We start from the raw sequence: 22,680 nt of genomic DNA, 5'->3' as shown, positions 1-22,680 counted from the left end.
ATGGTTCGGCGTTAATCCGAGGTAACGGATGGCGATGTGGCGCGGATAAATGTCTGCTTGGCGCCGGTATGCGGCTCACGAAGTGGCCGAACCGTGACGTTGTGTGAGCGGGGTCGTCGACGGGCGGCGACCGCGTTTCCGTGGCGACTACGCTCTCCGCCGGAGCACCAGGTCCTGGGTCAGGGCGTGCAGGCGCAGCGCCGCGCCCTGGTCGAAGGCCTTTCCCTTCAGGGGGAGCCGGCGTGTGGTGCGGTAGGCGCTGAAGTTTTCCCCCGGCGGTTCGTCCAGGAGGTGGGCCATGGGGGTGACGGCCTTGGCCACGGTGGTGGCGAGCACGGCGAAGGAGGCCTTGGTGAGGGAGCGCAGCGGTCGGGGAAGGTGGTCGGGCATGCCGGTCGCCACCACGCCGGGGTTGTAGCCGATGTAGCGGATCCGGGTGTCGGGGCGCAGGGCGGCGAAGGCCACGCCGAGCAGGTCATTGGCGCGGAACGACTGCAAGGTGGCCTTGGTGCCGCTGTAGCGCCGCGTCAGTTGCGGGTCCTCCCAGTGGATACGCCCCAGGGGCACGCCGGGAGTGCCGACGTTCATGACGACCGGTCGCGGCGCGGGCTCCAGTACCTCGCGGAGGCCGTGGCTCAGGACGTATCGGCTCAGATAGGCGAGAGCGAAGCTGTGCTCGAATCCCTCGGGGGTGACGGTCCGGGGGCCGAACAGCCGGTACCGCTGGGCGCACAGGACGAGCTGGTCCACCGAGCGGCAGGTGCCCTTGATCGTGGTGACGAGCTCCTCGGCCGCCGCGACCGAGGTCAGGTCGGCCCGCAGGAAGGTGACACGGTCGAGGGCCGAGAGGGCCGCCGCCTCGGCGAGCAGCGCCTCGCCCTTCTCCGGAGTGCTGCCCACGGCGAGTACCCGCGCTCCTTGGTGCAGGTAGTGCAGGGCGAGCCCCTTGCCGAGCCCGTCGGTTCCTCCCGTGATGACCACGGTCCGCATCCCTGGTCCTCCTTTCCTCGGGTCCGTGCGACGGACGTACGGTCCGACGCCGGCGACCCGCTATGTGGATATCTCGTATCCGCTTATGCGGGGGACCGTACCACGGAAGCGGATATGCTGTATCCGGTTGATGGCCGGTTAAGGCCACGCGGGCGGAGAGGGGTCGTTCATGGGCAGGCGGACGGAAGGCGAGGAATCCGCCGCGCCGGGGGCGCGCCCGCTGCGGCGGGACGCCGAGCTCAACCGGCGGCGCATTCTCCAGGCCGGGCGCGAGGTCTTCGCCGCGCGCGGCCTTCAGGCCACGCTCAACGACGTCGCGCACCACGCCGGCCTCGGAGTCGGCACCGTCTACCGCAAATACCCCGACAAGCAGACGCTCGCGGAGGCCGTCTTCGGCGAAGAGCTCGACGAGATCGCGGCGATGGCGCGGGAGGCCCGGGCCGAGGACGACGCCTTCGCCGCCCTGGCCGGCTTCCTCGAGCGCGCCCTGGCGCGGGCCGCGCACAACCGCGGGCTGCGCGAACTGATGCGCCACGGCACCCTCGAAGGCGCCGCCCTCACCCGAGCGCGGCGGGAGATCACCTCACACTGCGAGCATCTGGTGGCGCGGGCCCGTACCCAGGGCGCGCTGCGCGACGGCGTCACCGAGGCCGACATCGCACCGATCGCCGCGATGATCGACGCCGTCATGGCCCTGCCCGCCGAACACCCCTCCGAGACGTGGCGGCGCTATCTGGCGATCATCCTCGACGGCCTCCGCGCCCACCCGCGCCAGGCGCCGCTGCCCGGCCCTCCCCGCACACCGCCCGCGCGGATCCCGGGCGCCGATCAGCCCTGACCCGGGCCGGGCAGGGCCATCGGCACGGTGGCGACGCTGTGGCCGCGGCCGTCCAGGACCCGGCCGACGTTCTTCTCCGTACGCAGCACCACCGCCCGGTCCTCGACGCGGAAACCGACGCGGACCAGCTGCTGCTCCAAGTGGGCCTCCAGGCGGTGCACGTCGTGGATGCCGCGCAGCCACACGTCGAGGATCAGATTGTGCGGTCCCGCGGTGACCGTGCACAGCCGCAACTCGGGCAGTGTCCGCAGCGAGGCCGCCGCGGCGTCCAGATGGCCGGCCGGGACGGAGGCGAAGTACACCGCCGAGACCGGAAAGCCGGTCAGCGGCCGGGCCAGGTTGCACCGCAACACCACATGCCGGCCGGAGATCAGCCGGTCCAGTCGGCGCCGGGCCGTCGCGACACTCGTGCCGATGCGCTCGGCCAGCTGGTTCAGCGGCATCCGCCCGTCCTCGCCGAGCACGACGGCCAGTTCCCGGTCGCCGGGGCGCAGGGGCTCGTCGGGGACGTTGCGGGCGGCGGGCGCGGCCGCCCCGAGGACGGCCCGCTGACCGGCGTCGAGGCAGCGCAGCCGCCACTGGCTGCCTTCGAACGGCGCGGCGGTGATGACATGCGTACGGGTGGAGCGCACCCCCGGGAGCCGCGCGATCCGCTCACCGACGTAACCGAAGATCCCGTCCAGGCTGTGGGCCCAGGCGATGACCAGGAGGTCCCGGGCGCCTGAGGTCTGCTTCACGCTCATCGCCTGCGGGTCGTACACCAGATGCCGGGCGACCTCGGCGGTCCGTGCCGCTTCGGTGACCACCTCGACCTGGGCCAGCACCCTGCCCTCGTCGGCGGGGCTCAGATAGCCGTCGACCCAGGCGGCCCCCGAGTCGCTGAGCCGTTTCCAGCGGCGGGCCGCGGTGACCGCGTCGATCCCGAGCGCCTGGCCGACCAGGCGCCACGGTGCCCGCGGCCGGAGCTGCAGGGCGTTCACGATCATCAGGTCCAGCTCGTCGAGGACGACGGGGGCCTGGGGCTCGTCCCGCCCCTCCCTGCCCTGATCCTGCACCAGTGACCCCTCCGCTGAAAGATTCCTGCGATTCTACGGCTTTCACTGACGCGGTGCCGATCCTCTTGTCCCGACCCGGCTGTCGCACAGCCGCCCCGTACGCACCGGCACCCCAGGAGCACCGCACCCATGACCCCCACCACGCCTCTGAAGATCACCGGCGCCCGCCTCATCGACGGAACCGGGGCCGAACCCGTGTCCGACGCCGTCGTCCTCACGGACGAGCAGGGGGACATCGCCTACGCGGGCCCCGCGGCGGACGCCCCGGACACCGGCCTCGCGTACACCGTCGTGGACGCCGCGGGCCGCACCGTCCTGCCGGGCTTCATCGACTGCCACGTCCACTTCGGCTTCGAGAACCCCAGGGAACTCGGCACGCGGATCTCCGCCGACCCCACGGTGGAGACCTTCCGCACCGCCGAGCGGCTGCGCCGCACCCTGTACGCGGGCGTCACCACCGCACGCGACCTGGGCGGCCTGCCGTCCGGATACCGCAAGGCGGTGGCCGAGGGCCTCATCGAGGGCCCCCGGGTGCACACCGCGGTGCGGATCATCGGCCACACCGGCGGACACGCCGACTTCACCACCCCCTCCGGCATTGACCTCAGCGGCGGTGTGGGGGAGATCGCCGACACCACGGACGAGGTGCGCAAGGCCGTACGCCGGCTGCTGCGCGACGGGGCCGACGTCATCAAGCTCTGCGCCACCGGCGGCATGGGCTCCCCGCACGACCAGCCCGAGGACGAGGGCCTGACGGAGGAGGAGATCCGCGCCGTCGTCGACGAGGCACGGCGGCACGGGGGGCGCCCGGTGGCCGCTCACGCGCAGGGGACCGCGGGGATACTGAACGCGATCCGGGGCGGTGTCACCAGCATCGAGCACGGCTACGGCCTCGACTCCCGGGCCCGCGAACTGGCCCGGGAGCGGGGCACGTTCGTCGTGCCCACCCTGTCGACCGTCTTCGACGGCATCGACAAGGCCACGATGGCGCCCTACCACTACGAGAAGAAGGTCCGCTGGTCAGGGATCACCAAGGAGAACATCTCCGCCGCCATCGCGGACGGGCTGCGGATCGCGATGGGCACCGACTCGGGCGTCTGTCCGCACGGGCGGAACCTGCGGGAGCTGGCCCACCTGGTCTCGCTCGGCATGTCCCCCATGGACGCGATCGGGGCCGGCACCCGGGTCGCCGCACAACTGCTCGGACTCGACGACCGCGTCGGCACCCTCCGGGCGGGCAAGGCCGCGGACATCGTGATCTGCGACGGCGACCCGCTCGCCGACATCTCGCTCCTCGGCGACCCCGCCCAGGTGCGCTGTGTGATCCAGCAGGGCGTCGTACGGAAGAACTCGCTCGCCCTCTGACACCGCCCCGACGTCCTCGCCGACCCGGAGTACCCATCGGCCATGCCCCACCTCCCGTTATCCGAAAGGCAGTCGCTGTGCAGGACACCACTACCGCGCCGCCGCCCCCCACCGCCGCCGACGACGGCCTTCTGAGCCGCCTGATGGGCGCGCTGGAGCGGCTCGGCAACCGGCTTCCCCACCCCTTCTACCTCTTCGGGGGGCTGTTCGCGCTCCTCGCCGTGGTCTCCACCGCGCTGGCCGCCGCGCACGCCGCGGTGACCGTGCCCGGCACCGATCAACCCCTCGCCGTCAAGGGACTGCTGACCGGGGAAGGCATCCGCTGGCTGCTGGAGAACGCGCTCACCAACTTCACCGGCTTCCCGCCGCTGGGCACCGTCCTGTTGATGATGACGGCCGTCGGCGTGGCCGAACGCACCGGACTGCTGGAGGCCGCGGTCAAGGCGACCATCGCCCGCACCCCGGCCCGGCTGCTGCCGTACGTGGTCGCCTTCGTCGCCTGCCAGGCCCATGTGATGAGCGACGTGGCGATCCTGGTCATCCCGCCACTGGCCGCCCTGGCCTTCAAGGCGGCCGGGCGCAATCCGATCGCGGGCCTGATCGGCGGCTTCGCCTGCGTGTGCGCGGGCTACGCGGCGGGCTTCAGCGTCGGCGCCCTGGACGCCCTGTACTCCGGTATCACCGAGAAGGCCGTGCAGGTGCTGCCCATGGGACACGAGGCCCCGACCCACCTGCTCGTCAACTACTTCTTCACCGCCGCCTCCAGCGTCGTGCTGGCCCTCGTCGGCGGATTCCTGACCGCCCGGGTCCTGGAGCCCAGGCTGCCCGCGCCCGCCACCGGCGCCACCGCGGCCGAGGACGAGAACACCGGCCTCAGCCGGCGTCAGCGGCGCGGGCTGCTCCTCTCCGCCGGCGCCACCGCCGCGTTCGCGGTGGCCGTGCTCGCGGCCTGGCTGGCCCCCGGCAGCCCGCTCAGGGGCGAGGGCGGGGCGCTCGTCCCGTCCCTCGTGCTCACCGGCGTCGTGCCCCTGCTGTTCTGCGCCTTCCTCATCGCGGGCGTCGTGTACGGAGTCACCGCCGGCACCATCACCCACCGCGACGACGTGCCCAGGATGATGGCCGAGTCGGTGACCGCGATGTCCGGCTACATCGTGCTCATCTTTGTGATCGCCCAGTTCATCGCCGCCTTCACCTGGTCGAACGCCGGCACCCTCCTCGCGGTGAGGTGCGCGGAACTGCTGAAGTCGGCGGGGCTCACCGGATTCACCGCCCTGGTGCTGTTCGTCCTCGTCGTCTCGCTCCTCAACCTGCTGATCTCGTCCGGCTCGGCCCTGTGGTCCCTGATGGCGCCGGTCTTCGTGCCGACGTTCATGCTGATCGGCCTCTCCCCGGCGCTCACCCTGGCCGCCTTCCGCATCGCCGACTCCGCGACCCAGACCATCACCCCGCTCAACCCCTACCTGTTCCTCTCCCTCGCGCTCCTGCGCCGCTACGAACCGGACGCGCGGCTGGGCACGCTGATGTCCCGGCTGGCCGTCTACGTGCTGCCGTTCATCGTGTCCTGGCTGGCCGTCCTGGGGATCTTCTACGCCCTCGACCTCCCCCTGGGACCGGGGGCCGGCATCGGCCAGGCCCCCTGAGGAGACGTACATCCCGGCGCCATCGCCGGGGGCGTCACGGCCCCGCCGCACGGGGTGGAGGTCCGGCTAGAAGATTCATGAAGATCTTGGGGTTCTGGCCCCGCCGTGTGAGCGGCGGGGCCAGACTCGTTGTTGTGGTGATGGGTGAATGGTCCGGAGAGACGGTCGGGCCGGATGTGTGGGAGACCTGCCGGGAGTTGATTCCGGCGGGGAGTGTGTTCGCGTTCCTGGCCGAGCATCGTGGTGCGCTGTTTCCGGTGGAGATGTTCGCGGACATGTATCCATCGGCGAACGGGCGGCCGAGCATGCCCCCGCAGATCCTGGCCGCTGCGATCACCCTGCAGGCCCTGCACGGGCTATCGGACTTCGAGACGGTCCAGGAACTGCGCTGCGACCTGCGGTGGAAGGCCGCCTGCGGGCTGGGCCTCAACGACATGGCCTTCGACCCGTCGCTCCTGGCCTACTTCCGCCGTCGTCTGGGCCGTTCCACCCGCCCGAACCGGGTCTTTGAGGCCGTGCGTGAAGTCGTGAAGGCCACCGGTGTCCTCAAGGGCAAGCACCGCCGGGCACTGGACTCCACCGTCCTCGATGACGCGGTGGCCACCCAGGACACCGTCACCCAGATCATCTCCGCGATCCGCCGGGTGATCCGCGAGGTCCCCGGAGGCGAGGAGACGGCGGCGCAGTGGTGCCGCGCGCACGACTACACCGACCCGGGCAAGCCGAGGATCGCCTGGGCCGACGAGCAAGCACGCGCCACGCTGATCGACGCGCTGGTCACCGACGCGATCAACCTGCTCGGACACCTGCCCGAGCGGGAACTCGGCGAGAAGGCGGCGAACGCGGTGGGCCTGCTGGCCCTGGTCGCGGGCCAGGACGTGGAGCCGGCCGAAGACTCCGACGGGCGTGACGGACGCTGGCGCATCGCCCGGCGCACAGTCGCGGACCGGACCGTGTCCACCGTCGATGCGGACGCACGCCACATCCACAAAAACCGCACCCGCCACCAGGACGGCTTCAAAGGACATGCGTCCTTCGAGCCGGAGACCGGGCTGTTCACCGCCGTCGCGCTCACCAGCGGCCACGGCTCCGACAACCACGAGGCCGCCGTCGCCACCCGCCTGCTCGCCGACGAGGAACCGGACACGCGGTTAACCGTGCTCGGCGATTCCGCCTACGGCACCGGCGACCTGCGTGCACACCTGCAGGCCGACGGCCATACCCCGGTCATCAAGCCGCCGCCGCTGCGGCAGGCCGTCCCCGGCGGTTTCACCATCGACGACTTCCACATCGACCTGGCGGCCGGCACCGCGACCTGCCCGGCCGGACACACCGCCAACCTCGGACAGGTCAAAGCCGACGGTGCCCGCACCGCTCAGTTCAAGCACCTGTGCACCAACTGTCCCCTGCGCGGGCGCTGCACCAGGTCCAAGACCGGGCGCACCCTCAACGTCCACCCCCAGCGCGAACTGCTGTCCGCGGCCCGCCACCAGGCGGCCACCGACCCCGCCTGGCAGGACGAATACCGCAGATGGCGGCCCCCGGTCGAACGCGCCATCGCCTGGCTGGTCGCCAAGGGAAACCGTCGAGTCCGCTACCGCGGCGTCATCGCCAACAACATCTGGCTCCACCACCGCGCCGCCGCCCTCAACCTCCGCCGGCTGATCAACCTCGGACTCACCCGAACCAGCGGCACCTGGCACCTCACCCCAGCCACCCCATAGCCAAGAGGGGGCCACCCGGCCTCCGGCCGGATGGCCCCCTCTTCAAGATCTTCATGAGCCTTCTAGGCGGTGGTGTCCTCGATGAGGCGCCCCAGCGAGGAGGCCGAGGCGGTCAGGTCGGCGCGGATGGCCTCTTCCCTCGGCTCCAGGTCCGTGTGCCGGCCCAGCACCGCGAGCGCCGCGAAGATCCGGCCCTGGCCGTCCCTGACCGGCACGGCGTACTCGGTGACGCCGTGCTCGAACTCCCCGTGCGCGGCGATCATCCCGCCCGGCCGGTCACGGTCGTTGGCCGCCGCCACCTCGGCCGCGGAGTGCGCGGCGTTGGGCCCGCCGACGCCGATCAGTTCGTAGCCCCGCAGCAGCTCGGCGATCTCCTCCCCGGAGTGGTCCAGCAGCAGCGCGCGGCCGGCTCCCGTGCACCAGCAGGGGGTGACCAGGCCGGCCCGTACGGGCCATGGCTCGGTCGCGGCCGCCGCCTCCGCGCGCAGGAGGCGGACCAGGACCCCGTCGCGCACCGAGAGGCGGGCGCCGGCACCGTGCTCGATCGCGAGGCGGCGCAGGACCGGACGGGACCCGCGCAGCAGCCCGTGGTTCAGGGCCCGGGCCAGCTCGTGGAAACCCGCGGCGACGCGAAGGGTGGAGTCCTCACGGCGCTCCAGGAATTCCCGGTCGCACAGCTCCTGGGTCATCCGGGAGGCCTTGCTGGGGTCGATGCCCATCTCCTGGGCGAGCCGGGCGACGTTGAACCCGGTGCGCCCGGAGGTCTCCCGCTCCAGGACCGCGTTGATGATCCGCAGGCCGGTGCGCAGCGAGGACGCCGCCTGGGTCTTCGGCGGGTTCGCGGTCACGGCCTCACTCTAGCAGCGTGATCCGCGGCGGCCGCGGGGCCGGCGCTCGCTCATCCGCTCCGCGGACGGCTGACCACGCGGGAGAGCGTCAGCGCGGTCACGGTGTCGCGTACCCCGGGCATCTGGGCGATCTGCTCCCAGATGCCCCGGACGCGCTCCAGTGACCTGGCCTCGATCCGCACCATCAGGTCGAACTCCCCGCTGAGCACCTCGCAGATGACCACCTCCGGGATGCGCTTGAGCGCCGCCAGCACCTCCCCGCCGCGCAACCGGTCCTTGCGGTAGACCAGGACGAGCGCCGAGACCAGCTCCTCGTCGTCGGGCCCGCCGCGGACCAGCGTGTAGCCGCGGATGTGCCCCTGCCGCTCCAGACGTTCGATCCGCTGCCGCACGGCGTTGCGGGACAGCAGCACACGCTGCCCGAGCTCGGCGTGCGACAGGCGGGCGTTGCGGGTGAGTTCGGCGATGATCTTCTCGTCGATCGCGTCCAGGGCCGTCCGTTCCATCGCGACATCCGTTTCCCGCACGGAACCCCGGCGGACCGGTGTCCGCCGGGGTTCCGTGCGCCCTCTCAGTGGTGCTGTCAGCCGTTCGGGCACAGGGCGAGGACACGGGCCGGGAACCCGGAGCCGCCCAGGGGCTTGGGCCAGGTGGCGACGATCAGCGCGCCCGCCTCCGGGACCTGGTCGAGGTTGGCCATCAGCTCGATCTGCCACCGGTCACGGGCGAGGACGTACCGCTCCAGGCTGAAGTCCCCCACGGAGGTGGCCGACCCCGGGTCGGTGTCGGTCTGCTCATGTCCTATCGCGGCGACCCCGGCCTCCTCGAACAGATAGCGCAGGACCTCGGCGGACCAGCCGGGGGAGTGGCTGACGCCCGCCGCGTCCCTGTTGGCCATCGCGTCCCGGTCCGGCCACCGCCGGCTCCAGCCGGTGCGCAGGGCCACGAACGAACCCGCCGGAACGGCGCCGTGGCGCGCCTCCCAGGCCGCCACGTCGGCCGGCGTCGGGGTCGCGTCCGGGTCGGCCGCCACCCGTTCGCTGATGTCGAGCACCACCAGCGGCAGGATCATCTCCGACACGGGGATCCGGTCCAGGGTGCGCGCCCCGGCCACGAAGTGCACGGGCGGGTCGACGTGCGTACCCCACTGGCCCACGAGGGTGTACCGGTCGACGTTGAAGCCGTCCCCGCGGTCCATGTCGAAGATCTTCTCGCGCTGTTCGTCCGGGAACGCCGGGAAGTGCGGCTGTCCGGGGTGGAAGGCGTGGGTGAGATCCGTGTACGTCACCTTCCCGGCCAGCTCGCCCCAGGCCGCCCACAGGCCGGGGGCGGCGGTGCCCGCGTCGGTGCTGGTGCTGGTGTGGTCCATGTACGGGGTTCCTTTGCGCGTCGTCACGTCTTCAGGGTTCATGAGGGGGCCTCGCTTCTCCTGCGGCCGTGCCGCAGGTGGTAGTAGAGGTAGCAGGCGGCGACGAAGGGGATGCCGAAGTACAGGGCCGTGGCCTGGGCGGGATCCAGGGCGACGCCGACCAGGGAGACCAGACAGAGCAGGAACGCCAGGGCGGGCACGGCCGGATAGAGCGGGGTGCGGTAGGGCAGCGTCCGCACATCGCCGCCGTCGCGCAGGAACGCCCTCCGGTGGAAGAACTGCGAGGCCGCGATCGACATCCACACCGCCACCGCGGCGAACCCGGCGATCGACACCAGCACGAGGTAGACGGTCTGAGCCGCCACCACGCTGCTCAGCAGGGACGCGAGGCCCCCCAGCATGCTCACCACGAGCGCGGCCATCGGGATCTGGCGCGCGTTCAGCCGCCGCAGCACCTGCGGGGCCTGCCCCTCCTCGGCGAGCGAGAACAGCATCCGCGCGCAGGAGTAGAGGCCGCTGTTTCCGGCGGACAGCAGGGCGGTGATGATCACGAAGTTCATCACATCGGCCGCGTAGGGGATCCCGATGGCCGTGAAGACGGTCACGAAGGGGCTCTCGTCCAGGCCGACCTTGTCGTACGGGATCATCGCGGCGATCACGGTGATCGCCCCGGCGAAGAACACCAGCAGCCGGATCACCGTCACCCGCAGCGCCTTGGGGACCGCCCTGGCCGGGTCGTCCGTCTCGCCCGCGGCGACGCCGATCAGCTCGGAGCCGGAGAAGGCGTAGAACGACGCGAGCACGGTGACCAGGACCCCGGACATCCCGTGCGGGAAGAGGCCGCCGGGAGTGTCGAAGTTCTCGAGCAGATGCGGGAAGACCTCGTGGCGGTCGGCCAGCGGGTGGAAGCCGGCGATGGCCGCGCCGCCGAGGACGATGAGGGCGACGACCGCGGCGACCTTGATGAGGGAGAACCAGTACTCGGTCTCGCCGAAGACCCGGGCCGAGATCGCGTTGACGGTGAACACCACGGCGGCGCAGACCACGCACCACACCCAGACGCCGACGGAGGGGAACCAGCGCTGCATCAGCAGGCCGCAGGCGGTGAACTCCGAGCCCAGGGCGACCGCCCAGGTCAGCCAGTACAGCCAGGCGGTGGTGAAGCCGGTCGCCGGGTTGATCGAGCGCGAGGCGTAGATGTGGAAGGCGCCGGAGACGGGATAGGCGCAGGCGAGTTCGCCCAGGCAGGTCATGACGAGATAGACGACGAACGCGCCGATCAGATAGGCGAGGACGGCGCCGAGCGGACCGGCCTGGGAGATGGTGTAGCCGGAGCTGAGGAACAGCCCGGAGCCGATGACACCGCCCATCGCGATCATCACGAGGTGGCGGCTGGTCATCGAGCGGCGCAACGTCTCCCGGGGAGGGTGGTCGGGCGCTCCGGTGGGGACCGACGGGCTCTCCGCCGGTGGGGATGGGGTCCGTGGTGATGTGGCCATGACATTACTTCCTCGGGGTGGCAGTGACGGGGACGACACGGCGTGGCGGAGGGTGATGCCACCTCTTCGGCGATCGCGGCGCGCGCGGGGTCCGCGCGCCATCGGCCGCCGGGAGCGCGGAGGACTCACGCGCGGGAGACGAGCTCCAGGGGTGCGGAGAGCTCGACGACCGGGACCTCCCACGGGTGGGCGGCCACGATGCGCGCGAGGACGCGGGACACCTCGTCGTCCGCGACGGCGGTGTCCAGATACGTGGTGAAGGTGAGCGTGGGGGACAGTGAGCGGCTGCCGACCGCCCCGAGGGCGGGGGTGGACCCGGGTGCCGCGGTGAACCCCTCGGCGCCGACCCCGACCTCGAAGACATCGGTGTAGAGACCGAAGTCCCCGAGCTCCGGCGAAGCCTCCAGGGCCCGGAACAGCCCGGCCAGGGACTCGTCCTCGTGCAGCACCGCGACCTCCCCCTCGGCCAGGGTGGCCAGGGTCTGCCGCGAGACGGGCCAGTACACCTTGATCGCGCGCACCGAACGGCGCCGGATCGCCGATTCGGCACGGCGCGGTCCCTGTCCCTGGGCCGCGGACGTCATCGTCGCCGTCATGGCAGTCGCTGTCCCTTTCTCATGCGCCCCGACGGGGCGGTTTTCATGCGCCCCGACGGGGCGGTTCTGGTGTGCCCCGGTGGGGCGGCTCAACCGTTGGCGAGATGCTATGCGTGCACATGCTGCATGGCAAGATGCAAATAATGCACGGCGCTCGGGAAGGAGTCGGGCAGTAGAGTGACGGCGACAGTGATCGCGCCGCGCGGACGGCGCGGGACACGGCGTGGCGACGTGGCTGAGGGGTCATGGAATCGAGCGTGGGCAAGGGGCTGGACGTACTGATGGCGCTCGCCCACCGGACCGCGGCGGGGCATCGCCACACCTCGGCCACCGACCTGGCGCGCGAGCTGGCCCGCGATCGCAGCCAGCTCTCCCGCGGCCTGGCCGCCATGCGGGAAGAGGAGTTCGCCTCGCACCGGGCACACCACCCCGCGGGGGCCGGGGGAGGAGCGCCCCGCACCCTCGCCCTGCACTGGAGGCTCTACGCCGACGCCCTGGAGCTCACCGCCCACCGCCTGCGCACGGACGGGCAGACCGCGCTGGAAGGCATGGTCGACGAGACCGGCGAGAGCTGCTACCTGGGCGTCCTGATCGGCGACGCGACGGTGACGATCGCCGAACGCGTCCCGCAGGGCAGCAAGCAGGTCGGCTCCTGGATCGGCCGCCCCTACCCCGCCTACTGCAGCGACTGCGGGCAGGCGCTGCTCAGCGACGCCGACGACGAGGAGGTCGCCGCCGTCTTCGCCCGCACCGACTTCGTGCGCCACGGGCCGAACACCCCCACCGGCGTCGACGACTTCCTGCGCCGGCTCGCCGCCACCCGCGAGCGGGGCTACTCCATCGTCGACGAAGAGGCCGAACCCGGCCTGTACTCGGTCGCCGCCCCGGTCCGCGACTTCCGCGGCGAAGTGGTGGCCGCGCTCCAGGTCGTCGGCCCCCGCGTCCGCCTCGCCCCCCGCACCGAAGAGCTGGCCGCCACCGCGCTGCGCTGGGCCGGCCGCCTCGAGACCGCCCTGCGGGGAAGGGCCGGTGCCGCCGAGGGGCCCGTCTGAGCGGTCCGCCCGGCGGTATCGTGCTCGTACGGCAGGCGTTCCCGACGGCCGGGAAACCACGGACCGGGGTTCGTCGACGGCGGAACAGGAGCTGGGTGTGCGGGCGCGTGACGTGGCGACGGAGTATGAGACGGTCGGCCTCGACGCCGACGCCCTGGACGCCGCGCGGCTGATGGCCGAACACCGGCTGCCCGCGCTGCTGGTGGTCGACGAACTGGGGGCGCCGAAGGCGATCCTGCCCGCCTCTCAGATGATCAAGACGCTGGTCCCCGAGTACGTCGTCGACGACCCCACCCTCGCCGCGGTCGTCGACGAACGCCACGCCGACCGCCTGTGCGTGGCGCTGCGGGGCCGCAAGGTCCGCGACTGCCTGTCGCAGACCACGCCGCCACTCGTGGTCGCGGCTCCGGACGACACCGCCCTGGAGATCGCCGCGCAGATGGCGCGGTCCCGCAGCCCGTTGGTGGCCGTCGTGGAACACGACAAGGCGGGCCCCCGGCTGCTCGGTGTCATCACCGCCTCCCATCTGCTGGAGCGCCTCCTCGCCGTCACCTCTGACTGAGGACGGCCCGCGCGACGCGACCGCCGCCGACGGCATCCTGCCGCGGAGGCGTCAAGAACCCTTCCCGCGCGGCCGCGGCAGCGGACCGGGAGCGCGGTGGCTCCCGGCCGCTCGGCGTGATCGCCGCAGCGCATCTGTGGGAACGACTCCTTGGGGTGACATGAACTGGCACAGCTGGGCGGCGATCGCCGTCTTCGTGACCGCGTACGCGGCGATCATCAGCGAGCGCGTCCACCGGACGGCCGCCGCCCTCACCGGGGCGGCGGCCATGCTCGCGATCGGCGCCACCGACGACAAGGCCGCCTTCTTCGACGAGCACTCCGGAATCGACTGGAACGTCATCTTCCTGCTGCTCGGAATGATGGCGATCGTCGGGGTCCTGCGGCAGACGGGCCTGTTCGAGTACGTGGCCATCTGGGCGGTCAAACGAGCCCGCGGCAGGCCCTTCCGCGTGATGACGATGCTCATAGTGATCACCGCGGCCGCGTCCGCCCTGCTGGACAACGTCACCACCGTGCTGCTGATCGCCCCGGTCACCCTGCTGGTGTGCGAACGCCTCGCCCTGCCCGCCGCGCCCTTTCTGATCGCCGAGGTGCTGGCCTCCAACATCGGCGGCACCGCGACCCTCGTCGGCGACCCGCCGAACATCATCATCGCCAGCCGCGCCGGACTCACCTTCAATGACTTCCTGGTCCACCTGGCGCCGCTGGCCGCCGTCCTCACCGTCGTCCTGGCGGTGATGTGCCGGCTGATGTTCCGCAAGCTGTTCGTCTACGACGAGGAACGCGCCGCCGAGGTGATGGCGCTGGAGGAGCGCGAGGCGATCCGCGACCGCCGCCTGCTGTACCAGGGCCTGGCGGTCCTCGCCCTGGTCGTCGTCGGCTTCGTCGCGCACCCGGTGCTGCACTACGCGCCGAGCGTGGTGGCCCTGCTCGGCGCGGGGCTGCTCATCGCCATGTCCACCGTACGGGCCGACGAGGCACTCAAAGAGGTCGAGTGGCCGACCCTCGCCTTCTTCGCCGGACTGTTCGTCATGGTCGGCGCGCTCATCGAGACCGGAGTCATCGGCGAGGTCTCCCGGGCCCTGGCGGACGCCACCGGCGGAAGCCGGCTCGGCGCGACCATGTTGCTGGTGTTCGGCTCGGCCGTGCTGTCCGGGATCGTCGACAACATCCCGTACGTCGCCACCATGGCCCCCATCACCGCCGACCTGGCCCACGGCTTCGGCGGGGGCCACGGCACCCAGGTGCTGTGGTGGGCACTGGCCCTGGGCGCCGACCTCGGCGGCAACGCCACCGCCATCGGCGCCTCGGCCAACGTCGTCGTCCTGGGCATCGCCGAACGCAACCGCCAGCCGATCTCGTTCTGGCAGTTCACCAAGTACGGCCTCGTGGTCACCGCGGTGACGGTCGCTCTGTCCGCCGCCTACCTGTGGCTGCGGTACTTCGCTCTGGCCTGACCGCACGAGCCCGCCGCCGAGCGCGCCACCCGCCCGTCAGCCCACCCGGCGGGCCAACACCTGCCCCGGCCAGGACCCGGACAGGAAACGATCGGTGGGGGTGAAACCGTTGCGCACGTAGAACGCGACCAGTTCGCCCCCGCCGCCCGCCCAGCAGTCGACCCGCAGCAACTCCACGCCCGCCCGCCGGGTCTCCTCGACGGCATGGGCCAGCAGCGCCGCCCCGATGCCCCGACCGGCGTGCCGGCGGTCGGAGACGAGCAGCCGGACGTACCGCTCGGGCTCCCCGGCCGGCGCGATCGGCACCTGGGGGCTGGGCCCGGAGTCCAACACCATGGCCCCCACGGGTGTCCCGCCCGACTCCGCGACGTAGGGGGCGTTCTCGGTCAGGTACCGCTCGACCCGCTCCACCCCGCCGGGCTTTTGCGAATACGGTGTCGAGCCCCACTGTTCCGTGTTGCCCCGATCGTTCATCCAGGCCACCGCGGCGTCGAGCATGTCCAGCACCGCTCGTGCGTCGGTGAGGTCGCCCGGTCTGATCCGTATGCCATCTGGTGTGCCGTCCACGGCGGAAGCCTAGACCCCGCTCTAGACCTGTGACTTCCCAGGCCACGCGAGCGGCCGTCCGGCGGGTGGGCGCGCGGATTGTGGCTCGTTCTGTTCGGGTTCACTCGCCGGTCGCTGAGCGAGGCTGGGTTCCTCCCTCGCCGAGTGGCTTCCGCCGACGGCACCTCAGCAGTCACCCTGATGGAGGCATCGCATGGCCGCTCGCCCGAATCTGTCGCGTCGAAGCGTTCTCGCGGGGGCGGGTGGGCTGGCCTCCGCCTTCGCCATCGGCGCGCCCGCCTTCGCGTCGGACGCCGCGCGCGGGGGCGCGACCGGTGATTCCCTCGCCGTGCAACTGCTCAATATCACCGACTTCCACGGCAACCTCCGCACCCCCACCTCGGCCGCCGACGGCTGGATCCCGAACCCCGACGGGCCGGGCACCATCAACGTGGGCGGCGCCGCTCACCTCGCCGCGCACCTCAAGCGGCTCCGCGCACCGCGCAATTCGATCCTCTTCGGCGTCGGCGACCTGTGGTGCGGTGCCGAGCCCCTGGACACCAAGCTGCTCCGCGACGAATCCGCCATCGAGGTGCTCAACCGGCTCGGCCTCGGATTCTCCACCCTCGGCAATCACGAGCTCGACTACGGCCTCGACTACCTCCTCGACCACATGGTCCACGCCCGCCCCGTCGGCGAACCCGGTCGCGACTCCAGCTTCCCCGACTCCACCGGCCGCAGGTTCCGGGGGCTGGCGTTCCCCTACTACTCCGCGAACATGCTCTCCAGAAAGACCGGGAAACCGGTGCTGCGGCCGTACAACATCGAATGGGTGAAGGGGCCGAACGGGCGGCGCTACCCGATCGGCTTCATCCACCTGACCGTGACGAACACCCCGGTCGGATCGAGTTCCTACGAGCCGCGGCTCATCGGCTACGACCAGATCGAGATCGCCAACCGCTACGCCGCCCGGCTCAAGAAGCGCGGCGTCAACGCGCTCGTCATCAGCGTGCACGACGGCGCCCAGCAACACGACAACTGGAACGCGCCGATCAACGGCGGCGACATGAGCACCGGCCCCGCCCTGGAACTGGCAGCCCGGATCGACCCGGACATCTGCGCCATCATCACCGGGCACTGGCACTGGTGGTTCAACGCCATGCTGCCCGACCCGAACGGCGCCCCGCGGCCCGTGGTCGAGGCGAGCCACGCCGGACAGATGATCAATGAGATCAACCTGTTCCTGGACCCCGCGACCGGCAAGGTGAAGCGAGACCTCACCGTCTCCACCAACCACCCCGTCACGCTCGACATCGAGCCCGACGCCGAGATGCTGCGCGTCGTCAACTACTGGACGGCCTACGGAGAACGCCGCTACGCGGAACCGGCCGGCCGGCTCACCGGCGACTTCACCCGCACACTGAACGAGCACGGTGAATCCACCATGGGCGACCTCGCCGCGGACTTCGTCCACTGGGACGCCAACTCGTACGACGCCGGCCGGGCCGACTTCGGGCTGTTCGCCGTACGACCCGCGCAGGGCTCCACCGCGCTGCGCGGCGACTTCATCTACTCCAAGGGCCGGGACGCCGCCGACAAGGACGGTCTGATCCTGTACGGCGAGGCATACGCGTACCTCGGCTACGAGAACCCCGTCCTGACCGTCACGCTCACCGGCGAGCAGCTCCGCCAGGCGCTGGAGCAGCAGTGGCAGCCGCAGCGGGACGGGACGGTGAAGTTCGCCCCGCTCGCCGTGTCCTCCAATGTCCGCGCGACCTACGACGCCTCCCAGCCGGTCGGCCGGCGGGTGGACCCGGCGTCCTTCCTCATCGACGGCACGCCGCTGGACCCGGCCCGCCCCTACCGCGTCGCGGGACTGGCCTACACGCTCATCGGCGCCGACGGGTTCGGCGCCCTGGCACGCTTCACCGACCCGGTCCGCAACGACCGCGACCACGAGGGATTCATCAGGTACCTCCGGGCCATGGGCGCGATCAGCCCGTCCCCGCGCGACCGGATCACGGTCAGGTCCTGACCTCACACCTCGCGCACCGCTGTCAGGCGGCGAAGTCGTCGATCGCCTCGGCGATGTCGTCGCCGGTCAGCGGCTGCTGCATGTCGCTGAGCAGCCGCGCCAGGGCGGGCAGGGCGCTCTCCTGGTCGGAGAGCGCCACGCTCACGTAGTCCCGGTCCGGGACCAGGACCATGGCGGCCCGATAGCCGGGCAGCCGGCCGTTGAGATACATCTGGCCCGACGGCCCCAGTGCCCACCCGAGCCCATAGGTCATGGGGTCGTCGGTCCGGGTGCGCGCGCGGCGGACCTCCGCCACGAGGGCCCGGTCGGCGAGCAGGACCTCGCCCGCGGTCAGGAGGTCCGACACCGACGACCACAGGCCCCCGCTGGGCCGGCGGGTGCGCGGGTAGCCGAGCGGCGGGAGCTCGGCCGTGCCGTTCCACCCGGTGATGGACCCCGCCGGGGTGGCGAAACCCGTGCGCGAAAGTCCCCACGGGACAAGGATGTTCTCCTCCAACGCGCTCTCGTACGTCGTGCCGCTCAGAACCGCAAGGAGAGAACCGGCCAGGAAGTAGTTGCCGTTGTAGTAGGACCACCGCTCCCCGGGCTCCCGCTCGTTCCCGGCACGGACCACGAGCCGCGCGGCTTCCAGGAGCGCCCCGTCCCCGGAGCCCAGCGCCGCCACCGTCCCCGCGTCCACCGATTCGCGCAGGCCGGAGACCTGCCCCAGGACCTGCTCGACGGTCAGACGCGCGTCGGCCCGCCAGTCCGGCGCGAGGCCGGGGAGCAGCTCGACGGCAGGTGTGTCCAAGGGGACCCCCTTGTCCCGCAGCGTCCGAACCAGCCCCGCGCAGGTGAAGATCTTCGTCAGCGACGCGATATGGAAACACGAGTCCGCCGTCACCGCCACCGACCCGCGCGCGGCCGTCGTGCGCACTCCCGCCACCGAGGACCCCGCCACCACGGCCGGGACATCACGAAGACCCGCCTGCTCGTCCATCAACTCCTGAAGGTTCACGGTCCGCATGGTAGAGCGTGTTGTGGCAGGCCGGACCGGCCTCGGGGATACCCGTCCCGCAACCGGTGGGCGCCCGCCGCGTCCTGGGTGGGCGCCCACCGCGTCCCGCTCGCTCAGGCAGTGGATCGTTCCGCGGGAATCCACAGCGTCGCGTCCGCCCGCGTCCCGTCCTGCGACAGCCGCACCCGCAGGATCTCGGGTCCCGGCCTGCTCTGGTACGGGTTCGACGGGAACCACTGCGTGAACACGTCCCGCCACAGGTGCTGGAGCGCCTGCGGGAACGGCCCGGAGTTCTCGAAGACGGCCCATGTCCCGGCCGGGACGGCGAGGACGTCCATGTCCTCAGGCACCTCGGCGCCCGTCACCACGCCGTGGTAGTAGTCGAGTTCGGTCCCCTCCGCCCGGCTCGGATCGAGCTGGTCGCTCACCCCGACGATCCCCGCCGGCTCCTGGTCGGACAGCGCCGTGATACGCCCCAGCGTCTCGGGGCCGATGCTCCGGATGAACTCGGCGATCGCCGGGTTGACCCCCTCATGGACGAGCGGGACACGGGCCTTCCTGCCGACCACACGGAACTCCTCCTTCTCCACGATCCGGTACCGCATACTGCTGCTCCCTTCGACGATGAGGCGGAAGGACATCCGGGGCTGGGAGCGCAGAGCCGCACCGGTCCGCCGGGCCTCGCCGGGCCCCACTCCGTGGACGGCCCGGAACGCGCGGGCGAAGGCCTCTCCCGAGCCATAGCCGTAGCGCGTGGCGACGTCCAGCAGCGTCCGTTCACCGGCGAGCACTTCGGCGCCCGCCACGGTCAGCCGTCTGCGGCGGATGTACTCCGACAGCGGGATGCCCGCCAGCGCGGAGAACAGCCGCCGGAAGTGATACTCCGACACCACCGCGATGCGCGCGAGATCGGCCACCTCGATCTGCTGATCGAGGTGCGACTCGATGTGCTCCATGGCCTGGTTGAGCCGCTCCAGCATCCCGGTCCCCTTCCCTTTCGATCACTCACGTTAGGAAGGAACCACCCTGCCGGACCCGACATCCTGTGCCCGGCCCGGTCGGGCCGGTGCCGCCCGGGCGGTCAGCGGGCCCGGGTGCCGGGCGCGGTGATACGGGCGATCGCCTCGAGAGTCAGCGCGCGGCCGTGGGGCTCCCGGGCGAGGGCCCGGTGCAGGATCAGCCCCTCGATGAGGGCGTCGAGCTGGCGGGCCGTATCCGGATCGAAGTGCTTCTCCAGGTGGACGCGGCTGCGACGCATCCACTCGTGGGTGAGCTCCCGGTACGCGGGCCGGCGGGCGGCGAGGGTGCACAGCTCCTGGCTGAGGACGAGGTCGCGCCGGCTCCCCTCGGACAGGGCGTGGACGAGGTCGGCCACCGCCTCCGCTGCCTGGCCGGGGTCGGCCGGTGTGCTGAGATACGCGTCGAACACCGCCACGATGTGGTCGGTGAAGCGGCCGAAGGCCTCGCGCAGCAGGTCGTCCATGCCGCTGAAGTGGTAGGTCATCGACCCCAGCGGCACCCCGGCGCGTGCGGCGATCCTCCGGTGGGAGACGCGTGCGATGCCCTCGTCGGCGATGAGGTCCAGGGCCGCGGTGAGGATGCGTTCGCGCCGCTGGGGGTCTGCGTGTCCGGTGGCCATGGCGGCGGGGTCACAGGTCCCGGACCGGGCGGGCGGGGTTGCCGACGGCGACGACGTTCGCGGGCACGTCCTTCGTCACCACCGCACCGGCGCCGATGACGGAGTTGTCGCCGATGGTGACGCCGGGCAGGACGATGGCACCGGCGCCGAGCCACACGTTGTCGCCGATGGTGACCGGCTTCGCGGCTTCCAGCTTGTCCCGCCTCGGCCGCGGCTCCAGGGGGTGGGTGGGGGTGAGGAGCTGGACGTTGGGGCCGATCTGGCAGTCCTCGCCGATGGTGATGGCCGCGACGTCCAGGGCGGTGAGGTGGTAGTTGACGAAGGTGCGCGCTCCGATGGTGATGTTGCTGCCGTAGTCGACGTACAGCGGCGGCCGCACATGTGCCTCCTCGCCCAGGGTCCCGAGCAGTTCGGCGAGGATCGGCCGGGCCGCCTCGGCGTCCTCGGTGTACGCGGCCTGGTAGCGCGCGGCCAGACGTACGGCCTGCTGCAGGCGGCGGGCGATCTCCGGGTCGTCGGCGATGTAGAGATCGCCCGCGAGCATGCGTTCCAGGTCGGTACGCGGGTCGTCGGCGAAGTAGTCCGTCGGCATGCGCCCGATCGTACAGCCGGGAGCGTACGAACGTACGCTCGCCGTCGAGGAGGGGCGTATCGGTGGGATGACCGATGTGCGCCCGGCGGGGGCGCGGCCATAGTCCTCGGGAGATCGTTCGCGGGCGGCCGTGAGGCGCCCGGTTTTCGAAAGGACCTTCCATGGATACGTACGCGGATCTGGTGTTTCTCGGCGGGCGGGTGGTCACGGTCGACGCCGAGTTCTCCGTCGCCTCGGCCCTGGCGGTGACCGGTGGCCTCATCAGCGCCGTCGGCGGGCGGGACGACATCGCGCCGCTCATCGGACCCGGCACCCGCGTCGTCAACCTGCGGGGAGCGACGCTGCTTCCCGGTATCAACGATTCCCATCTGCACGGATGCGCCTTCGGCATGGCGACGCCGCCGCTCTCCCTCGACCTCGGCCACCCCGCCGTGTCCTCCCTCGCGGACGTGGCCGAGGCGGTACGGGAGGCCGTGGGGCGGGTCCCGGGCGGGCAGTGGATCACGGGGCACGGCTGGGACACCGGTTACCTGGACGAGTGCGTGTCCGACGCGTCGCGGCTGCCATCGCGGCACGACCTCGATGCCGTGAGCCCGGACCACCCCGTCGTCCTGTACTCCTTCTCCGGGCATGCCACCTGGGTCAACTCCAAGGCACTGGAGCTCATCGGGATCGACCGGCACACCGTCGCCCCGCCCGGCGGGGCCATCGTCGCGGACGAGTCCGGGGAGCCGACCGGGCTGCTCCACGAGGGGGCCCAGGCCCTCGTCCAGAACGCGCTGCCGCCGCTCAGCCGGCAGGAGCGGACCGACGCGATCAGGTCGACCCTCGCCACGCTCGCCCGGCTCGGCGTGACCAGCTACACCGAGCCCGGGCTCGGCCCCGGCGGCGACGGCATCATGCGGGGCGCGCTCGGCGCGGAGACCCTCGAGGTCTACCGCGGCCTGCTGGCCGACGGCGAACTGACCGCCCGCGTCGGGGTCCTGCTCCTGCCCACCGGAATGGCGAGCACCGCCGAGGAGTTCGCCCGCACCCTCACCGCTCTCGGCGAGTCCGGCGACACCGATCCGCGCCGCCTCGCCATCCACGGGGTCAAGATCTTCGCCGACGGCATCGTCCCCAACAAGACGGCGTGGATGCACGAGCCGTACGTCGGCGGCGGCTGCGGCTCCCTGAGCGTGGGCGGCGAGACCGACGCCGAGCGGATCGCCGAGATCGACGCCATGATCCGGCAGGCCCACGCCGCGGGGCACCAGCTGGGCGTCCATGTCACCGGCGACCGGGCCATCGACACCGTCGCGGACGCCTTCGCCGCGGCCATGGCCGAACACCCGCGGCCCGACGCCCGCCACTACGTCATCCACGGCGACTTCCTCACCGCGCACAGCATGAAGGTGCTGGCCGCGCACGGCTTCGGCGTCAACATGAACCCCACCATCAAGTGGACCGTCGCCGACATGGAGGAGGAGTTCGTCGGCGCCGACCGGGCCGCGTACGCCTGGCCCTACCGCGATGCCATCGACGCCGGCGTGCGCGTCGCGAGCGGGTCCGACGCCCCCGTCACCCACCCCGACTGGCGCCAGGGCGTCGCCACCATGGTGCTGCGCGAGTCGAAGGCGGCCGGCCGGGTCAGCGGCCCGGAGCAGCGCATCGGGCTGGCGGAGGCGATCCGTACATACACGATCGACGCGGCCTGGCAGGACTTCGCCGACGACTGGAAGGGCTCCCTCGAGCCGGGCAAGGTCGCCGACCTCTGCGTGCTCGACGGGGACCTGCTCACCGCCGACCCCCACGACATCCCGGAGATGCCCGTCGTCCTCACCGTGGTGGACGGGCGCGTCGTGCACGACACCCTTCGCGATTGACGTATTCCG

General features: G+C 71.7%; 21 protein-coding genes. 9 read left to right on the top strand and 12 right to left on the bottom strand.

Annotated elements, in window-relative coordinates:
* Positions 1-147: 147 nt before the first annotated feature.
* Positions 148-990, bottom strand: coding sequence for an SDR family NAD(P)-dependent oxidoreductase (locus BBH68_RS32080; protein WP_065967281.1), 843 nt, complete (start codon positions 988-990; stop codon positions 148-150).
* Between the two features lie 169 nt (positions 991-1,159).
* Between BBH68_RS32080 and BBH68_RS32075 the strand changes: the two genes are divergently transcribed.
* Complete coding sequence (locus BBH68_RS32075; protein WP_065967280.1) at positions 1,160-1,828, top strand: TetR/AcrR family transcriptional regulator; 669 nt, start codon at positions 1,160-1,162, stop codon at positions 1,826-1,828.
* Here BBH68_RS32075 and BBH68_RS32070 read toward each other — a convergent pair.
* Positions 1,819-2,883, bottom strand: a complete 1,065-nt coding sequence (locus BBH68_RS32070) for an Lrp/AsnC family transcriptional regulator (RefSeq protein WP_281182506.1) — start codon at positions 2,881-2,883, stop codon at positions 1,819-1,821. The genes BBH68_RS32075 and BBH68_RS32070 overlap by 10 nt on opposite strands.
* A gap of 129 nt (positions 2,884-3,012) precedes the next feature.
* Here BBH68_RS32070 and BBH68_RS32065 point away from each other — a divergent pair, with 129 nt between their 5' ends.
* The 3 genes from BBH68_RS32065 (at position 3,013) to BBH68_RS32055 (ending at position 7,612) form a co-directional block, all read left to right on the top strand.
* A complete protein-coding gene (locus BBH68_RS32065; protein WP_065967279.1) occupies positions 3,013-4,248 on the top strand; it encodes a metal-dependent hydrolase family protein in 1,236 nt (411 codons plus the stop codon).
* A 77-nt stretch (positions 4,249-4,325) separates the two neighbouring features.
* Complete coding sequence (locus tag BBH68_RS32060; RefSeq protein ID WP_065967278.1) at positions 4,326-5,888, top strand: AbgT family transporter; 1,563 nt, start codon at positions 4,326-4,328, stop codon at positions 5,886-5,888.
* Between the two features lie 140 nt (positions 5,889-6,028).
* On the top strand, positions 6,029-7,612 hold the full coding sequence (locus BBH68_RS32055) for an IS1182 family transposase (protein WP_065960697.1): 1,584 nt from the start codon (positions 6,029-6,031) through the stop codon (positions 7,610-7,612).
* A 62-nt stretch (positions 7,613-7,674) separates the two neighbouring features.
* On the opposite strand, the gene BBH68_RS32050 is transcribed toward BBH68_RS32055, so the two are convergent.
* The 5 genes from BBH68_RS32050 to BBH68_RS32030 all read right to left on the bottom strand — a co-directional run bounded on the left by BBH68_RS32050 (position 7,675) and on the right by BBH68_RS32030 (position 11,924).
* Positions 7,675-8,460 carry an IclR family transcriptional regulator domain-containing protein gene (locus tag BBH68_RS32050; protein WP_065967277.1) on the bottom strand — a complete coding sequence of 262 codons (786 nt, stop codon included), beginning with the start codon at positions 8,458-8,460 and terminating at the stop codon, positions 7,675-7,677.
* A gap of 50 nt (positions 8,461-8,510) precedes the next feature.
* A complete protein-coding gene (locus BBH68_RS32045; RefSeq protein ID WP_065967276.1) occupies positions 8,511-8,966 on the bottom strand; it encodes an Lrp/AsnC family transcriptional regulator in 456 nt (151 codons plus the stop codon).
* Between the two features lie 77 nt (positions 8,967-9,043).
* Positions 9,044-9,829 carry a cyclase family protein gene (locus tag BBH68_RS32040; RefSeq protein WP_079151334.1) on the bottom strand — a complete coding sequence of 262 codons (786 nt, stop codon included), beginning with the start codon at positions 9,827-9,829 and terminating at the stop codon, positions 9,044-9,046.
* A gap of 38 nt (positions 9,830-9,867) precedes the next feature.
* Entirely contained in the window at positions 9,868-11,328 is a 1,461-nt protein-coding gene (locus BBH68_RS32035; protein WP_065967275.1) for an amino acid permease, read from the bottom strand.
* Between the two features lie 125 nt (positions 11,329-11,453).
* Positions 11,454-11,924, bottom strand: a complete 471-nt coding sequence (locus BBH68_RS32030; RefSeq protein WP_245738409.1) for a YqfO family protein — start codon at positions 11,922-11,924, stop codon at positions 11,454-11,456.
* 245 nt (positions 11,925-12,169) lie between these two features.
* Between BBH68_RS32030 and BBH68_RS32025 the strand changes: the two genes are divergently transcribed.
* The 3 genes from BBH68_RS32025 to BBH68_RS32015 all read left to right on the top strand — a co-directional run bounded on the left by BBH68_RS32025 (position 12,170) and on the right by BBH68_RS32015 (position 14,997).
* Positions 12,170-12,976: an IclR family transcriptional regulator gene (locus tag BBH68_RS32025; RefSeq protein WP_065967274.1), complete on the top strand. Its 807-nt coding sequence runs from the start codon at positions 12,170-12,172 to the stop codon at positions 12,974-12,976.
* A gap of 97 nt (positions 12,977-13,073) precedes the next feature.
* Positions 13,074-13,538 carry a CBS domain-containing protein gene (locus tag BBH68_RS32020; protein ID WP_065967273.1) on the top strand — a complete coding sequence of 155 codons (465 nt, stop codon included), beginning with the start codon at positions 13,074-13,076 and terminating at the stop codon, positions 13,536-13,538.
* Positions 13,539-13,698: 160 nt separating this feature from the next.
* Positions 13,699-14,997: an ArsB/NhaD family transporter gene (locus BBH68_RS32015; protein ID WP_065967272.1), complete on the top strand. Its 1,299-nt coding sequence runs from the start codon at positions 13,699-13,701 to the stop codon at positions 14,995-14,997.
* Between the two features lie 36 nt (positions 14,998-15,033).
* On the opposite strand, the gene BBH68_RS32010 is transcribed toward BBH68_RS32015, so the two are convergent.
* Entirely contained in the window at positions 15,034-15,495 is a 462-nt protein-coding gene (locus BBH68_RS32010) for a GNAT family N-acetyltransferase (protein WP_245738412.1), read from the bottom strand.
* 262 nt (positions 15,496-15,757) lie between these two features.
* Here BBH68_RS32010 and BBH68_RS32005 point away from each other — a divergent pair, with 262 nt between their 5' ends.
* Positions 15,758-17,578: a bifunctional metallophosphatase/5'-nucleotidase gene (locus BBH68_RS32005; protein WP_104531461.1), complete on the top strand. Its 1,821-nt coding sequence runs from the start codon at positions 15,758-15,760 to the stop codon at positions 17,576-17,578.
* 22 nt (positions 17,579-17,600) lie between these two features.
* On the opposite strand, the gene BBH68_RS32000 is transcribed toward BBH68_RS32005, so the two are convergent.
* The 4 genes from BBH68_RS32000 to BBH68_RS31985 form a co-directional block, all read right to left on the bottom strand.
* Positions 17,601-18,575 (bottom strand): serine hydrolase domain-containing protein, encoded by a 975-nt coding sequence (locus tag BBH68_RS32000; RefSeq protein WP_158080350.1) that lies wholly within the window; start codon positions 18,573-18,575, stop codon positions 17,601-17,603.
* A gap of 113 nt (positions 18,576-18,688) precedes the next feature.
* Positions 18,689-19,555 (bottom strand): AraC family transcriptional regulator, encoded by an 867-nt coding sequence (locus BBH68_RS31995; RefSeq protein WP_065967265.1) that lies wholly within the window; start codon positions 19,553-19,555, stop codon positions 18,689-18,691.
* A gap of 101 nt (positions 19,556-19,656) precedes the next feature.
* Entirely contained in the window at positions 19,657-20,214 is a 558-nt protein-coding gene (locus BBH68_RS31990; protein ID WP_065967263.1) for a TetR/AcrR family transcriptional regulator, read from the bottom strand.
* A gap of 10 nt (positions 20,215-20,224) precedes the next feature.
* The gene (locus BBH68_RS31985; RefSeq protein ID WP_065967260.1) at positions 20,225-20,806 is read right to left on the bottom strand and encodes a sugar O-acetyltransferase; all 582 of its coding nucleotides are present in this window, start codon (positions 20,804-20,806) and stop codon (positions 20,225-20,227) included.
* Between the two features lie 161 nt (positions 20,807-20,967).
* Between BBH68_RS31985 and BBH68_RS31980 the strand changes: the two genes are divergently transcribed.
* Positions 20,968-22,671: an amidohydrolase gene (locus BBH68_RS31980; protein WP_065967258.1), complete on the top strand. Its 1,704-nt coding sequence runs from the start codon at positions 20,968-20,970 to the stop codon at positions 22,669-22,671.
* The last annotated feature ends 9 nt before the right edge of the window (positions 22,672-22,680 follow it).

The sequence above is a fragment of the Streptomyces sparsogenes genome (assembly GCF_001704635.1).
In the GTDB taxonomy this organism is placed as follows: Bacteria; Actinomycetota; Actinomycetes; order Streptomycetales; family Streptomycetaceae; genus Streptomyces; species Streptomyces sparsogenes.
Note: the sequence above shows the minus strand (reverse complement) of the source record. Positions and strands in the feature narration are given on the sequence as shown.

What these genes read in the sequence shown, in the direction of transcription:
- BBH68_RS32080 (WP_065967281.1), bottom strand. Translation starts at nt 990, where the DNA reads ATGCGGACCGTGGTCATCACGGGAGGAACCGACGGGCTCGGCAAGGGG.
- BBH68_RS32075 (WP_065967280.1), top strand. Translation starts at nt 1,160, where the DNA reads ATGGGCAGGCGGACGGAAGGCGAGGAATCCGCCGCGCCGGGGGCGCGC.
- BBH68_RS32065 (WP_065967279.1), top strand. Translation starts at nt 3,013, where the DNA reads ATGACCCCCACCACGCCTCTGAAGATCACCGGCGCCCGCCTCATCGAC.
- BBH68_RS32055 (WP_065960697.1), top strand. Translation starts at nt 6,029, where the DNA reads ATGGGTGAATGGTCCGGAGAGACGGTCGGGCCGGATGTGTGGGAGACC.
- BBH68_RS32045 (WP_065967276.1), bottom strand. Translation starts at nt 8,966, where the DNA reads ATGGAACGGACGGCCCTGGACGCGATCGACGAGAAGATCATCGCCGAA.
- BBH68_RS32040 (WP_079151334.1), bottom strand. Translation starts at nt 9,829, where the DNA reads ATGGACCACACCAGCACCAGCACCGACGCGGGCACCGCCGCCCCCGGC.
- BBH68_RS32035 (WP_065967275.1), bottom strand. Translation starts at nt 11,328, where the DNA reads ATGGCCACATCACCACGGACCCCATCCCCACCGGCGGAGAGCCCGTCG.
- BBH68_RS32030 (WP_245738409.1), bottom strand. Translation starts at nt 11,924, where the DNA reads ATGACGGCGACGATGACGTCCGCGGCCCAGGGACAGGGACCGCGCCGT.
- BBH68_RS32025 (WP_065967274.1), top strand. Translation starts at nt 12,170, where the DNA reads ATGGAATCGAGCGTGGGCAAGGGGCTGGACGTACTGATGGCGCTCGCC.
- BBH68_RS32015 (WP_065967272.1), top strand. Translation starts at nt 13,699, where the DNA reads ATGAACTGGCACAGCTGGGCGGCGATCGCCGTCTTCGTGACCGCGTAC.
- BBH68_RS32010 (WP_245738412.1), bottom strand. Translation starts at nt 15,495, where the DNA reads ATGCTCGACGCCGCGGTGGCCTGGATGAACGATCGGGGCAACACGGAA.
- BBH68_RS32005 (WP_104531461.1), top strand. Translation starts at nt 15,758, where the DNA reads ATGGCCGCTCGCCCGAATCTGTCGCGTCGAAGCGTTCTCGCGGGGGCG.
- BBH68_RS31995 (WP_065967265.1), bottom strand. Translation starts at nt 19,555, where the DNA reads ATGCTGGAGCGGCTCAACCAGGCCATGGAGCACATCGAGTCGCACCTC.
- BBH68_RS31990 (WP_065967263.1), bottom strand. Translation starts at nt 20,214, where the DNA reads ATGGCCACCGGACACGCAGACCCCCAGCGGCGCGAACGCATCCTCACC.
- BBH68_RS31985 (WP_065967260.1), bottom strand. Translation starts at nt 20,806, where the DNA reads ATGCCGACGGACTACTTCGCCGACGACCCGCGTACCGACCTGGAACGC.
- BBH68_RS31980 (WP_065967258.1), top strand. Translation starts at nt 20,968, where the DNA reads ATGGATACGTACGCGGATCTGGTGTTTCTCGGCGGGCGGGTGGTCACG.